This window comes from Roseimicrobium gellanilyticum (assembly GCF_003315205.1).
Taxonomy (GTDB): Bacteria; Verrucomicrobiota; Verrucomicrobiia; order Verrucomicrobiales; family Verrucomicrobiaceae; genus Roseimicrobium; species Roseimicrobium gellanilyticum.
In genome coordinates this window covers 58,974-73,827 of sequence record NZ_QNRR01000004.1, presented here as the reverse complement: position 1 = coordinate 73,827, position 14,854 = coordinate 58,974, and the positions used below count along the sequence as shown (strand labels likewise).

Here is a 14,854-nt window from a genome sequence, read left to right as displayed (position 1 = left end):
CTTCTCCAGCGCGGCCGCTCTATTGAGTCATCTCCCCTACTGCCATGCTGAAACACCTTCTCTCCCCGCTTCTGGCTCCTCTGGCTGCCAGACTGGAGAAGCTGCAGAATCGCATGACCCAGGGCTTCAAACGGGTCGAGTCTCAACAGGCAGACGCGAAACAGAAGACTGCGGAACGACTGAACATGCTCTCGCGCCAGGTAGATGAAGCGCGGAATGAGTTTCACCGCGGATTTCGCATCCAGGAGGATTTCCAGCAAAACTTGCAGAGCCAGCTCAACGAGGTGCTGACACTCCTGCGCATGCAGCAGGGAAACCGGACGGTGACACACCGCCCCCCAACGATGCCTGCTCAGCAGGTGAGTCCGGCAGACAGCAATCACGCGAAGCCGCTCCTGTCTTCCGATACTCCGCCCACGACGACTGACCCCACACTGCACGACAGCATGGTGGAGATGATGCTCGGAGCAGGAAGAGACTGGCTGGCCGCCCAAGGACAGCATGATGCCCCGGCTCAGGAGCCTCTAAGGCCGCCAGCATCAGGCCCTGTGTCTCCTACGCGGAGCCGGTGACGCCTTCCTCGCGCAGCAGTCTCGTCGTCATTCTGCCGCCGTGCAGCTCCAGGACAAGGTAACGTGCGGGCACGGTGCCGACATTCTCCATCCCATGAGGAATCCCTGCAGCACAGAAGAGGACGCCGTCCTTGCCCATGCGCTGTCCAAGTGATAGCACCTCACCCTCGAGGACGACGATCATGATGTCGTAAGAATCCACGCGCGGCGCGTGACCGCCACCCGGCTCCACCGTGGTGACATGACAACGCAACTTACTGAGGCATGCAGTCGGCCCTTCGAAAAGCACAGTCTTATGCCAGCAGCCGTCTCCCTTCACCGCGTCCTCTCCACCGGAGGGGGGAACGGTGACCTGTGCGAAGCCAAGTGACGGCGTGGCCCCTGAGGGATCCGCAATCCACTTGCACATCATATACCGGGCTGGCTCCGGACCGACCGACGACACGGTGTGGTAAAATCCTGCCGGGGTATATGTGATATCTCCGGGTCGCAGCCTTCTCCGCCCGCCGTCCGGCTCATGTCTTAGATCAGGAAAGTAGGCCTCCACCTCTCCTTTCAGCATCAGCTTGAATTCCTCTTCCGGATGCTGAACCGGAGGATGAGGACACCTGCCCGGCTGGAGCAACGAAACATGACTGCGGACATCCGCCAATCCATGCGTCGTCCCCTCAAAGAGGATGTGGGCCTTCCACCCCGGCGAGACTATTCCCTTCAATGATGATGGATCCGCAGAAGCAACAGTGCTGTGCAAGCGGCGCTCCCCAGTGGCATACGGCAGAGGCGGAGACGGCACAATACGATTCACCTGAACGCGGTCGACGCCCTTCACCAGCAGGCACGGGGGCAACGGCCTCTCCAGCATCTGGAAGGGCCACTCACACTGATAGGGCACGGGCATGCGAATGGGTGTGTCCACGGACGCATACTGAAGAAGCAATGCGGTGCGCCTGAGTTCCGGGCTGAGATTGTTCGAGCCATGCCAGATACGGCCATCAAAAAAGAGCGCTTCACCATCCTGCATGGGGACAAGTCTGGGAGCTTCGGCAGCGCCGCACTCTTCCGTCCAGGCACCGATGTCTTCATCGCAGATGTCCTGTCGGCGCCTGCCTTTCTGCGAGGCCTTCTCCTGCACGGTGATGCCGAACAGGTGGGAGCCGGGCGCCATCTTCAGGGAGGTTTCCGCGCAGGTGCCGCGCATTCCGATCCACACGGAGACAGTCTTTCCTTGGGGCGCTGAACTTTCAATGTCGGAATGCCAGGGGTGCTTCTCCCCCGGCTCACGGTTCACAAGCCATGCACCCCACAACACCACATGCTCACCAATCGCCGCGATGACACGGGACATGATACGCCAGTCAGTGGCGGCGTCATAAAACGCGCGGTGATTCACTGCATTTCCCTTGAACCACTCCGCGGGTGGAGCCCCTTTCACCTCAAGTCCTTTCAGCAACCACTGGCACTCTTGCACCGAGAATAGCTTGATGGGCTCTGCATACCCCTGTGTCGCGAGTTGTGAGCGGGCTTGCTCCACGAGCGATGCTTCTAGTCCACGTGCCTTGGGATGTGGAGATGCGGCCACCGGCTGCCCAGAAGGAGCCGGGAGCGGCAGGGAAGCAGACTGACCATTCCCGCTTTGCGAATAGGGAATCCTGGGAACCTTGTGTTTTCCAGACCATCGAAAAACAGGATTGTCTACATGAGACAGGTCGAGGGTCTGCACCCTTGCCCGCGACTTCCACCGCACGAAATCAAAGCTCAATTGGTCGCGCTTGGAATGGCGGCTGACCTCCGTCCACCACTCATGGCAGAATTGCCTGCCAAGAAGCGTGTCCAGTCTCCGCACCAAAAACATGGTGCCGTGGAGTCCGAAGTTCTCGGGAAACTCGGAGCCACGATAGAGCGCCATCTGCCTTTCGATCAACTCTGGCGAATCCATCAGGAGTTCCTGCACAGCCCTGGCCTCGTCATACAGGCAGCGACGGCTGTGATGCGGACAGACGGCCACGTCGGCATCCCCAAGGAGATTGTGGATGGTTTGGAGATCGAGAGCGAGCAGATCGCAATTCGCATCGACCCAGACAGAAATGTCAAATTCACCCAGGAAGAGGTGCGGCAGCAGCTTCACGCGTCGCGCATCCCGTTGGGGATCATCGAAGACCCGGTCGACAACCATGACCTGCCAGGGCGATGGGACCTGCATGGCCACGTCTTCCGTGAGCAGCACATAGGTGAGTGCAGGATCAGGCTGCCGGACCACCGGCGGATCATCATACGCGCCGAATACCGCCGTGTAGACCGCCACCCGATCATCCCCGGGTGGCTTCTGACTGTGGCGCCGCTGCGTATCCTCCATGTCCTCCATGCGGACTCATCTACGACAAGCCAGTCAGTTTCGCAACGGCTCTGGTGAAGTGCGGTTTCAGAACTTCAGAGATGCGATGATGGAGGCAAAGTGCTCCTCCTCATTGCCCCGCAACACATGACCTTCGTAGTCCAGGATGATGAAGAAATTGCTTCCCACTTCAATGAGCAGCCCGCCTCCTACATTCAGATAGTCTTCATCCGGCCGGGCTGTGCGTGCCTGCACTTCATAATCCGGAGTCTCACCTCCGCCCGAAAGCCAGCGATAGGGGGAGCTGGTAAGTGAAACCTTCACAAACTCATTCGCATTCAGATTCTCACGTTCCCATGCAGCGCGGATCTGCGGAGTGATTGCTCCGAATCCGGTTTCAATTCTATAGGAGGCCTGCCAGCCCACACGGGTCACCAGGGAATCATACTTCTGATCCTCATAGGCCAGACTCCCCCGCCCCGCGCTTTGTTCGGCATAGCCATCGAGCTCACCGTTCCGGTAGTCCAGTCCGATGAAAGGACCGGTTTGGAGAGCCCCAAGACGGAAGTTGTATCCTGCGTTGAACTCCACGGAATGATTCTCGCTATCCGGCTCAGCTGTGGCGGTCGTGCCCAAGCCAGTGCGACGGTGGATGTCCTCTTCAAAACTGCCGAAGCTATACAGCGTATCGACGTAGAAATTCCCCGGCGTCCATGAGAGGTACGCGGAGATGGCAAAGCCATCAAGATCCACAGCGCCACGACTGTCAAAATCACCATCGGTCTGAAGGTAGGTACCTGCGAGCCCGAGAACGAGGTCCTCCGCGAGACGCCTCTCTGCTCCCAAAGTGCCGCTCCAGCTTTCCGCCTCGAATCCGCTTGCGAGCCCACGCCAATCCACATCTGCGGAGGCAAATCCTCCGCTGGCAAAGAGGGTGAAAGCGCCATCATCCGAGCTCATCTGCATGGACTGCGGCTGCACCACCACCTTTCCCTTGCCACTCATGGGCGCAGGAGACTGCGATACAGCCATCTTTTCAGAGCCGGGGTCCCAGCCCGCGCGCATACGGAAGAGCCGTCCATTCACATCCCGCGTGCTTGCGCGCACAGAGTGGAGCAGGAGTTCCCGCTGGGAAAGCGCCACCGGCAGACCGGACACCACACAGGAGGCGATGGCTGCGGCATCAATCGCAAGCACCCGTGCATTGCCAGTGGTGACGATGAGAAACCCAGGCTGCCCTCCCACGCTGCCTGCGGCGAAACTTGCATTGGCCGTGCCGCTGAACGGTTGAGCCGCACCTCCACCAAACTGATTGAAGCCCCCCTGAAATCCGCTCTGTCCACCGAATTGCTGGAAGCCTTGAAAGCCGCCCTGGCCTCCGAAATTGAAACTGCCACCTCCCTGAAATCCACCACCACCACCGAACTGCTGGAAGCCACCTTGGAATCCGCCACCGAAGTTGAAACCGCCTCCTTGAAAGCCACCCTGAAATCCTCCGCCGCCACCAAAGTTGAAACCACCCTGAAAACCCTGCGCGTGACTGGTGGCAATGGTCCCGCCTGAAGCGAGGAAAATGAGAGCGAGCACTCCAGCCTTCATGATGGTGGGCGTCTTCATGGTAAGAAAAGGAATCGGGCAGATTGCAACACCAGGCAAGTTGTTTGTCAAGACAACAGGTGAGCCCGACAAAAGTGCAGGCGTCACCTCACGTCACCCGCGTGCGACGGAAACGGGCTGCCGCAACATCCGCCCCGCGATCTCAGCCGGGACAAACGCCATCAACGCAGCAGCCATCGTCATTTGGAAAGCACCGAGCCCGCTGATGGCGGCCAGCATGGCATGGAGGAACAGGCCCGCCATCAGCATCACCGGACGCAGACGCGGGTGCCATACGAGGAAGGCGAAGCTCAACTCAAATCCCACCGTGAAAGCACCGCCGGTCAGGGAGATGAACTGCCACCACGTCTCGTGCCGGGCCATCCACTCCACTGGCACACCGCCGTACTCAGGACTCATCATGAGCAGATACACCGCAGTGCCATTCCACCACGTCGGCCCCTGCAGCTTCGCCGCACCGGCACAGAAGTAGATGAGGCAGAGATGCACCTGAATCAGACGAAGGGCGATATTGGCGGAAACGCTGGGGACGGCGATTCCGGATGAGCCCTTTCGCCGGGACTGCAACCAGGCATCCACAGAGCACACGGTGCCTGCCGATCCCACACTGAGGTAGAGGAGCAGGAGCAGCAGAATCGCATCCATGCCCGAGTAGATGACCATGCCACGCTGGACATAGCTGACATGACCCAGCCAGGTGAGAAGTAGCGCCCATCGCGTGCCAAAGCCCAACAGTGCGCAGGTGGCCGCGAGCATCAAACCCACCTGCACTACAGTGATCGTGAGCGAAGACTCCGGCAACAGGTGCCAGAGGGAGAAAGTGCCCCACCACCGATTCACCGGCGCCACGGGATTGCCCGCGGCGTCCCGCTTGAGATTTCCTGCATCATCCAGTGGGGGGCCGGAAAGCGGCACAAGAGGGCCAGCGGGATCGCGGTAGTCCCGCATGTGGGTTCCCTCCGCCAGCAGACGCACTTCATTCACCGCCTGATGATCCAGCCAGGCAGTGCCTCCCACCACAGCGGAGATCTGGGTCCACGTCACCGCGTGAATCCACAGCAGGACACCGGCGGTGAGGATGCGTACCAGGGCCAGCGGAGCAGGATGTGCCACGGAAAACCAGAACGCATCCCAGGCATGCCAGAGGTCACGCCACCACACACGGGAGGATGTCGCTTGGTTGGTGGTATTGCTCATCTCAGGTCATCTCATGATCTATCTGGCGCTCGCGGTCAGTGCTGGACATCGCGGCTCATCACCGCCGTGCCAATGCGCTCCTGCAGGGGACGTTCGTCGCCGGGAGCATTCAGTTCCGGGTGCTCCCGCAGCAGACGTCGGAGGGCACCCGGCATATCGGGAGCCTGCTGCGTGACGGAACCGCTGGCACTGCTCTCACGCAGCATACGCTCTGCCACCTCCAGAATGCCCGGTCGCTCATGCCCCATGCGGACCACGCCGTCCAGAGGCACGCCCTCCGGTGAAAAAGCGCCCAGGCTTACGGGGAAGTAGAGACGCAAGTCCTCCGCATCCCACCCGCTGCGCACCTGCTGCGGTGTACGGATGGCGTGGGACACGGAGAAAAGCTCCACCTTGGCCACCCGGTTGTCCGCGCTCCCATGGAGACGGGCGAGCCGCCTCACGAAGGCCATGGCATAGGTAATGCCCAACTCCGTGACGCGGGGACGTCCCGGCGCCACCACCAGATCTGATGGCGCCACCTGAGCTCCCAGCAACATGGCAGGATAAAGTTCCCGCTGGTAGGCCATCGTCCAGGCCTGGCGTGTTCTTGAGGGATACTCCACCCATTCGGAGCTGCCATCGACTCGCTCGATCCTTGCCCAGATCAAGGTGGCAGGTCCGGGATCCGGTGCAAAGAAACGGTAGCCGCTGTTCACTCCGAGGAAGCGCACGTACGGCATCGCGGGGACGGCGGCCTTTTGCAGCAGCGGCGGGGCCGTATAGCGCCCCCCTTCCGTGGTGCCCACCATCAGCAGCATGGTGGCGAAGTGCGCCACCAACAGGAGACTGATACCCACTTTCATCCGGAGCCAGGGAACTCCATGCACCTTGAGAGAGCCTCGCGGTGCCTGATCGCGGGTGGAAGTGAGACCGGTCATGATTGAAGAGCAGCGGCGGATTTCTGCGATGCGCCCACCGGTGGGTCATTGTGAAACCTTTGTTGCACAGGTCAAGGCCGGCTCACTCGCCCCACCCGGTTGCTCCCGGCGAATTGCTTTTCCCCTTGCCCAAAGCCCCGCCTTCCGTACCTATCTTCCCCCCAGAATTGGACGCGGAGATCCCGCCCCCGATTTGGGGACGCAACTCTGGATTCTCCCCGTTCATGAAAGTCTCCCTCTCCTGGCTCAAGACGCACCTCGACCTGGCCGATGCGTCCGTGGAATCGCTGCGCGATCTGCTGACCTTTGCCGGCATTGAAGTGGAAGGCATTGAAGTGCGAGGGGTGGACACGGACAAGATCGTGGTGGCGCAGATCCTGGAGTCGGTGCAACACCCGAATGCCGACCGTCTCAGCGTAGCCCAAGTGGATGACGGCAGTGGCACCAAGCGGCAGATCGTCTGTGGCGCGAAGAACTACAAGGTGGGAGACAAGGTCCCCCTCGCCCTCCCCGGTGCGAAGCTGCCGGGAGGCATCGAAATCAAGGAGGGCAAGCTCCGCGATGTGCAGTCCAACGGCATGATGTGCAGCGGTCGCGAACTCGGCATTGGCGAAGACCACAGCGGCCTGCTCATTCTGGATCCTGCCCTGAAAGTGGGCAGCCTCTTCAAGGAAATCGTACCGCCGGATGTGGTGTTCGATCTGGAGATCACGCCAAACCGCTCGGACTTGCTCAGCCATTCCGGACTCGCGCGTGAACTCGCAGCCCTCACTGGCAAGGCACTGAAGTCCGCACCGGCACCCGAACTGCCTGAGCAGGAAAAAGCTTCGAAGAGCCAGGTACGTCTTGATGCTCCGGATGCGTGCCCCTACTACACCGCCCGCTACATCCGTGGCGTGAAGGTGGGTCCCAGCCCCGAGTGGCTGCGCCGCCGCCTGGAGAGCGTGGGCCTGCGCCCCATCAACAACGTGGTGGACATCACCAACTACGTGCTGCTCGAAGTGGGCCAGCCGCTGCATGCCTTCGACATGGACAAGCTGGAGGGCGGCATCATCGTGCGCCACGCTTCCGAAGGTGAGAGTCTGGTAGCGCTGGATGGCAACAGCTACACGCTGAATACAGATGACCTCGTGATCGCGGACAAGGCCTGCGCGGTAGCCATCGCTGGTGTGATGGGTGGCAACGCCACGAGCGTGACGGAAACGACCGCGAACATCCTGCTGGAGTCCGCTTACTTCACCCCCAGCCAGGTGCGCCGCACCTCGCGCCGCCTCATCCTGAGCAGCGACTCCAGCTACCGCTTCGAGCGCGGCGTGGATCCCCAGGGTGTGCTGGAAGCTTCCGCACTCGCCACGAAGTTGATCGTCGAGATCGCAGGCGGCAAAGCGGACGAAGAAGTGATCGTCGCAGGCAAGGCGCCCGTGCTGGTGAAGGACATCGTGTTCGACGAACTGAAGGCGAAGGCTCTCATCGGCATTCCGGATCTGGACCGGTATGAGATGCACAAGGTGCTCTCCTCTCTGGGCCTGCAGCTGCTGGGCGCGAAGGGACGTGACTCCTCGAAGTGGCAGATCCCGTCGCATCGCCTCGACCTGCAGCGCTCCATCGATCTCGTGGAGGAAGTCGCGCGTGTCGTGGGGCTGGACCGCGTGCCCAGCCGTGCCGCCGGCGCCTTCTCTCCTGCCCAGGCCACGGATCGCACCTACGACTTCACCATGACGCTGCGTCAAGCATTGGTGGAGCGTGGCTTCTACGAAGCGCAAACCCTGCGCCTGATCTCCACGTCTCAACTCAAGGATGTGCTCGGCCAGCCAGTCACGCCGGAAAAGTCCGTGGCCGTGCGCAATGCGCTCAGCGAAGATCACACCACGCTGCGCCCCAGTCTCGTACCCGGATTGCTCGCCACCACCGCGCTGAATATCCGCCAGGGACTGCAGCGCCTGCGTTTCTTCGAGATTGGCCGTGTGTTTCTCATGAATCCGAATGGGACCAATCGCGAAGAGGAACGCGTGGCAATTCTCATGAGCGGCCCTGCGGAAGCCTCCAGCTGGGCGCAGCAGGAAAGTCCCGCCGTGGATGTGTTCCACCTGCGTGGCGTACTGGAAACCATTCCGGGCATCGCAGGTAGCAGCATCGAACTCGTGCCCAAGCCGCTGGAAGGCTGGCTGCTCTCTGCCGAAGTGAAACGTGGCAGCAAGACCCTCGGCTGGATCGCGCAGGTGCATCCTGCACGCGTGCGTGAACTCGATGCCCGTCATCCGGTTTATGTCACGGAGCTTTCCCTGAGCGCGCTGCAGCAAGGCGCACAAGGCACGGCGAAGTTCACCGAGCTGCAACGCTACCCCAGCATTACGCGTGACGTGGCGCTGGAAGTGCCGGCGGATCTTCCCACCTCCAAGATTGCTGCGTTCTTCGCCTCGCAGAAGGAACCGCTTCTCGCGGGCGCGGAAGTGTTTGACGTCTTCGCCGATCCGACAGGACAGAAGCTTGCAAGCGACAAAAAGTCAGTGGCTTGGAGCTTGACCTATCGCGCCACAGATCGAACATTGGAGTCGAAGGAAGTGGATGAGGCGCACAGCCGGGTGCTCAAGGCACTGGTTGGCACGCTCCCCGCTACCATTCGCTGACAACAGACTTTCTGCTCTTTTCACATCACCCCATTTTTCCGGAAACGGAAACCACTCTCCTGCAGTGCTCGTCTTTTGGGTCGCACATGGCCCGAACCGATAATTGAAAGCACCGGGGGTTGCGCATCTGGTGCTTATGCCACGCCTTAACTGGACTGCAGACGTACCTGCCAGCGGGCCCCCACCCTGTCGCTCTATTTGGGAACGGCAGCCAGCTGCCCAGACGGCACACGTGGGACTCAAACCGCCCTGCTGTTGAGCTTGCTCCGGCGGGGCGGTTTTCTTTTTTCCGCAGGGATGAAGGACGTGCGCGCAATCGTGCAAAAGGCCTTTCATTTCCAGGCTAAAGCGGCACGTGATTTGCACCCACGTCTCATGGACGAGACCGTCCTGTATGGTACACTCGTCCCATCAAGCAGCCATTATCCCCCAGCCAATGAAAGCTTGCTCCTACCTTCTCGCGGCCGCCATGCTCACGATGACGCTGGCCAACTGCACCACTACGCAGCATCCCACGCGCGCCACTCAACAACGCCCACGTCCCATCGAGTCCGGCTACGACGATCCGGACATGGTGATGCTGGCACAACAGACGGAAAGACGTGGCGGTCGACTGAACATCGGCTTCTACGAAGGCTGGAGATAGTCGTGGCTCGCGTGGAAAGGCACGCGAACTCGAACCTCAATCAGGACTGCGCCCCCGAGAGCGCTCACCCCAGCTCTGGCAACTTCCACTCACCACGGAAGGGCCGGGCTGCGAGCAACGCATTCGCTTCCGAGTCCTCGCCGAAATTCTCCGCAGCCGGATCCCATTTCAAGGCGCGCTTCGCTTTCAGGGCCACTGCAGCAAGCTGGCACAAGGTGTCTGAGCGCACCGCGGTCTCGATGTCGCAGATGGGTTTCATGCTGCCACCAGACTTCACCGCGTCCACAAAGTTCCGTGTGTGCTCAAGGCTCTCAGGCAGCTTGATGGACATCGCACCGGCTTTGTTCGCCGGATCGCGCAGCAGCTCTGGTGAACTTGCAGCAATGACGCCGCGCTTCACATGCACCCAGCCATTCTCACCTTCGAAGGTGGTCCCATGACTGATACTTTCCCTTCCTTCATTCACAAAGGTGATGGGTGCGGCCTTCGCGAATTCATAGCGAAGCTTCCAGCTCAATACCGCATCACAGCCTCCACCGTCTGGGTATTCGCCCGAGCCTTCTACATGGATGGGACCCGAGGCGTCGGTGTCATTCCCCCACGAGGCAATGTCCAGATGATGGATGCCCCAGCAGGAGATCATGCCCAGTGAGAAGTTGGTGATGTTCTCGTGATTGTCACGCTGCAGCTTCTTCTCGCTGTAGGCGGTGAATGGAGCTGGTCCTACCCAGCGCTCCCAGTCCACGAAGTCCGGCAAGGGTTGCTCCTCGAAAGCAGCAACCTTTTTCCCGCCAGGCACGCCCACGCGAATCTCCTTCATCTTTCCGAGGCGACCATTGCGCACGAGCTCGCATGCCCAGCGAAACTTCAGGTCCGACCGCTGCTGCGTGCCAAACTGGAACACGACGCCCTTCTTCCTCACGGCAGCACGCACATGCATGGACTCCGCGAGGGACATGCCCATCGGCTTCTCATGGTAGATGTGCTTCCCCTGTAGCACCGCATCTGTTGCAGGAATGCTGTGCCAGTGCACGGGCAACGCCATGAGAATCGCATCGATGGAGCTGTCGCGATGCAATTCGCGGAAGCCCTTGTAGACCTTCACATCCGCACTGCCGTAGCGCTCTTTGACGTGGTTCTTGGCACGCTCAAGGTTCCGCGTGTTCACATCACAAAGCGCGGTCACCCGCACGTCGTCGTGATTGAGGAAGGCACGCATGTCCACCGTGCCCTGAGCTCCCGTGCCCAGCACGCCGAGGGTGATCTTGTTGGAAGGCGCCGTCTGCGCGCGCAGCACATGGGCCGGCACCACGCATGGCGCCACACCGGCTGCAAGGATCTGCGAGAGAAACGAACGGCGGGAAGGATGCAAGTTCATGCGTGTGCGTAGGAAAGCTGGAGACAGCCCGATTATTTCAGCGAAAGGATGAAGGCCTTGATGTCCTCCAACTCCTGAGGCTTCAGGATGAGATTCATCGGCGGCATGGGGGACACCGGAGTGGCGGTGTAGCCTTCCGCGAGCACAGCGTTTGGCTCGATGAGGCTCTTCCACAGATAGGCTTCGTCTTTGCGCGAGGCGATACCATCCAGCGCGGGTCCGACCGGGCTGCCCTTTCCGCCGAGCACATGGCAATTCATGCAGGCAGCCACGGGATGTTTCCAGAAGATGTCCTCCCCGCGTTTCGCGCTGCCCGCCAGTACCTTCTCCTCAGCATCCTGCACCGGCAGGAGTTCGCAGAGTTTCACGTCGTCGAAGTAGCCATCGCCCTTCGCCACATGCAGCAGGTTGATGCTCGCCTTTGTGCGTTCCTTGCTGTCGAAAATGGTCTCCACCTCTACCCAGTCGCTTTCCTTGGCAGTGAGCTTCTCCGTCTCAGCACGGCCGATGTGATCATTCAGGCTCACCTTGCCCTTCAGCGCGTGCGCTCGCACCCAGGCGCTCAGGCGGTACCGCGTATTCGGTTTGAGCGGAACGTCTGCATACAGGCTGGTATCCGCATCATCGCGCGTGATGATGCGCACAAACTTCTGGCCACCGTGAGCGCGATCTGGAGCACTCGTCCCCTTCCACTCAGCCTTTTCGTTACCAGGTCTCCTGCCATAGTCGCGTCGCATCCATCCTTTCGGCAGGCCATTCTCCGCGAGTTCCTCAAATCCGGGATTGGGCAGCAGGTTTGGCCCTTCTTTCCAGGCATTTGCCCCGTGCTTCTTCGTCAGGATGCGCAGAGCGTCTGCCAGCCACTCGTCCTGCTTCAAAGTAGCATCCGAGCTGATGCGCGACACCAGCGTCTTGATCTCCGGTGTCGTGGGAAAGGTCGCCAGCTTTACGAATGCAGCGAGCCGTGTGTGCGGGTCCGGATCGGACACCACGCCTGTACCGAAGAAGAGCGCAAGTGACTTGCTGTCATCACCCAGGGCACGCACGGCGTTGCGGCGCAGACGCGCATCCTTCGCGAGCAGGGCAACCTTGTGGGTAGCCTCGTCGAGCGCGTCTTCGCGGGAGAGAATCCACAGGGCGTGCAGGGCGGAGAGCTTGCCGTCATTCGCCGTGACTCGTGCTTTGAGAGCCTCGACCGACTTCGTCACCTCTGTAAGCAATCCATCGATATCCTCCGGCCGAATGGGGGTATTGCCCTCACCTCGTGTGCCACGTACGACAGGCGTGCTGAATTTCGTGAACTGCTGTGCAGCCAACCTCGACCACTGCGTCGCACCGTCCAACGAAGGCTGAGCCGGCTTCGGATTTGTTCCTTTCGTCACGACGCGGTAGATGCGGCCACGCGCATGATCGCGCAGATCATTGAGATGCGCGCCACCGGGGCCAGTCTCCGCCTTGTATCCACCACGTTCGGGACTCGGCGTGGGGTTGTGTTGGATGATGAAATTCTGCCAGTCGGCAAACCACACGGCGCCATCCGGTCCGACTTCCGCGAACACGGGCGACATCCACTCATCCGTGCTGGCCACCAGGTTCATGTAGTCCTTCGCCACATAACCCGCACCCTGCGGCTGCACATCCATGAGTGCGATGACTTTCATCGTCGGCTCGCACACCATGGCCTTGCCACGGAAACGCTCCGGCATGCGATCTGATTCTATGAAGGCGCTGCCTGCCGCCGAGGTGTAACCGCCGAAGACATCCACCTGGCGATAGTTCGTGGTGATGGCGTGGCACTTGTCCACCACGTTGATCTTCCGTGCGGTCACAGGCCTCATCCCCTGCGGGAAGACTGAATTCGGAATGCCGCCGTAGAAGATAGGTGCGCCATTCGCCGTGCCACCGAACTGGTCACCAGCTTCGTTCGCACTGTGCGCCCAGGCGTTGTTCGTGAACTGATGCAGGAATTCAATGCTGGATCCATCCGGTCGGAATCGGTACGTGCCCATGGCGAACTCCATGTCCTTGCCGCCCACCGTCCCCTTGAAACCGGAGTAGCCCACGCAACCGTAGATCCAGTCATCGATGCCATAGTGGAGGCTGCTGGCCTGGGCATGGGTGTCACGCACACCCCACGCATCCATCAGCACCTTGCGCACATCCGCTTTGTCATCGCCATTGGTATCCTTGAGGAAAATCAGACGCGGCGGCTGCGTGATGATAAGACCGCCGTTGGCAAAGACGAGACTGGTGGGAAGGTTCAGCTTGTCGGCGAAGACGGTGAACTTGTCCGCACGGCCATCGCCATCCGTGTCTTCACAGATTTTGATGGTGTCATGCCCCTCGCCGTTGTCGGCATAGCCATGGGGATAGTCGCGTGTCTCAGCGATCCAGCATCGCCCACGTTGATCCCACGCCATGGCGATGGGCTTGGCAATGTCCGGCTCGGAAGCGAAGAGCTGCAACTCCATATCCGCCGGCACCTGGGTGCGCTGCATGCTCGCCTTCACACTCATGGGGAACTGGTAGGTGATGGCTTCCGGACGCTTTTCATAGTTCGCCACGTTTGGATTCGCTTCGCGCTTCTCCGGCTCGCGAATCTTGAGAAAGGCTTCCCAAGCGACCTTGCGCTCTGGAAGCAGAGCAGCGAACACCTTCTCACGAATCTCCTGTGCGGTGTTCAGGTCCTCCACAGGAATAGCACGCAGCACCCGGCCATTGATGGTCGCAAGAATGCCGTTCGCGTTGAGCTTCGACGGGGCATCGGACTTACGACGTTCACACACCACGTCGTAGTGCTTCAGCAGGTCGGTCTTGCATTGCTTGTCGTCGTTCACATAGTCGAACCAGATCGCCTCCCTGCCCAGTGCCTCCATGGCCTCATGCAGCGGGCCAGGGGTCGACTGCTCAATGGCATAGGGATCCACGTACAAGACACGAATCGGCCCATCCGCCGCTTGGGTAAATGAGACAAGCGCACAGAAGTGAAGCAGAACAAGGAGGCGTTTCATGCAGGAATGGAGTCCAGTTATTTCGCCACATTCAACGCGGAAACACGACCTCATTCTTCGGACGACTTTTATGCCATTTCGGACACGACATTCATATACAGACATGAACACCTCGTGACTGAAGCAAGGGCACATGGCGCCCTCACGCCCAACATATCAATGACTTGCGCAATGCGCTTTGGAGTGCGTATGCGAAGCACCGCTTTGCGCTTGAACGTCAGAGTTGAGAGAACTGTGTGACGCCAGAGAAGAACCTGGTATACACGACTGATTCGGATGCTGTGACGCGCAGCGTCCTTGGACTGCGCGCAGCCTGCTGCCGCTTTGAAGAGTCCACAGCCTGCCGTGGCGATGGTGACAACCACTCGTAGTATAACGTGTCCCGAGAAGCTTGGCGACTTCGTCGCGATGGAGCGTGCAGCAGGCTGCACTTTAGGAAAGCGGCAGCAGGCTGCACGCAGTCCAAGGCCTTCGGCATCACTTCCAAATCGTTAACCTGACGTTCATGCGCTTTACGGGAACGCATGCACCAATCCGTGGGGCGAGCGCTCTAT

9 protein-coding genes are annotated in these 14,854 nt (G+C 60.3%); 3 read left to right on the top strand and 6 right to left on the bottom strand.

The features are described from left to right. Positions 1-44 precede the first annotated feature (44 nt). The gene (locus DES53_RS12805) at positions 45-572 is read left to right on the top strand and encodes a hypothetical protein (RefSeq protein WP_113958674.1); all 528 of its coding nucleotides are present in this window, start codon (positions 45-47) and stop codon (positions 570-572) included. Here the strand turns inward: DES53_RS12805 and DES53_RS12800 are convergent. The 4 genes from DES53_RS12800 to DES53_RS12785 all read right to left on the bottom strand — a co-directional run bounded on the left by DES53_RS12800 (position 556) and on the right by DES53_RS12785 (position 6,638). After that, positions 556-2,925, bottom strand: a complete 2,370-nt coding sequence (locus DES53_RS12800; RefSeq protein ID WP_170157068.1) for a cupin domain-containing protein — start codon at positions 2,923-2,925, stop codon at positions 556-558. The genes DES53_RS12805 and DES53_RS12800 overlap by 17 nt on opposite strands. 66 nt (positions 2,926-2,991) lie before the next feature. Continuing rightward, positions 2,992-4,521 carry an autotransporter outer membrane beta-barrel domain-containing protein gene (locus tag DES53_RS12795; RefSeq protein ID WP_113958672.1) on the bottom strand — a complete coding sequence of 510 codons (1,530 nt, stop codon included), beginning with the start codon at positions 4,519-4,521 and terminating at the stop codon, positions 2,992-2,994. A gap of 93 nt (positions 4,522-4,614) precedes the next feature. After that, positions 4,615-5,718, bottom strand: a complete 1,104-nt coding sequence (locus DES53_RS12790; protein WP_113958671.1) for an HTTM domain-containing protein — start codon at positions 5,716-5,718, stop codon at positions 4,615-4,617. A 35-nt stretch (positions 5,719-5,753) separates the two neighbouring features. Continuing rightward, a complete protein-coding gene (locus tag DES53_RS12785; protein ID WP_113958670.1) occupies positions 5,754-6,638 on the bottom strand; it encodes a hypothetical protein in 885 nt (294 codons plus the stop codon). Between the two features lie 224 nt (positions 6,639-6,862). Here DES53_RS12785 and pheT point away from each other — a divergent pair, with 224 nt between their 5' ends. Both pheT and DES53_RS12775 read left to right on the top strand, forming a co-directional pair. Further along, positions 6,863-9,265: a phenylalanine--tRNA ligase subunit beta gene (gene pheT / locus DES53_RS12780; protein ID WP_113958669.1), complete on the top strand. Its 2,403-nt coding sequence runs from the start codon at positions 6,863-6,865 to the stop codon at positions 9,263-9,265. Positions 9,266-9,701: 436 nt separating this feature from the next. Beyond that, a complete protein-coding gene (locus DES53_RS12775) occupies positions 9,702-9,911 on the top strand; it encodes a hypothetical protein (RefSeq protein WP_113958668.1) in 210 nt (69 codons plus the stop codon). Between the two features lie 64 nt (positions 9,912-9,975). On the opposite strand, the gene DES53_RS12770 is transcribed toward DES53_RS12775, so the two are convergent. Then, positions 9,976-11,289, bottom strand: coding sequence for a Gfo/Idh/MocA family protein (locus DES53_RS12770; RefSeq protein WP_113958667.1), 1,314 nt, complete (start codon positions 11,287-11,289; stop codon positions 9,976-9,978). Between the two features lie 32 nt (positions 11,290-11,321). Next, on the bottom strand, positions 11,322-14,300 hold the full coding sequence (locus DES53_RS12765) for a PVC-type heme-binding CxxCH protein (protein WP_113958666.1): 2,979 nt from the start codon (positions 14,298-14,300) through the stop codon (positions 11,322-11,324). Positions 14,301-14,854 lie beyond the last annotated feature (554 nt).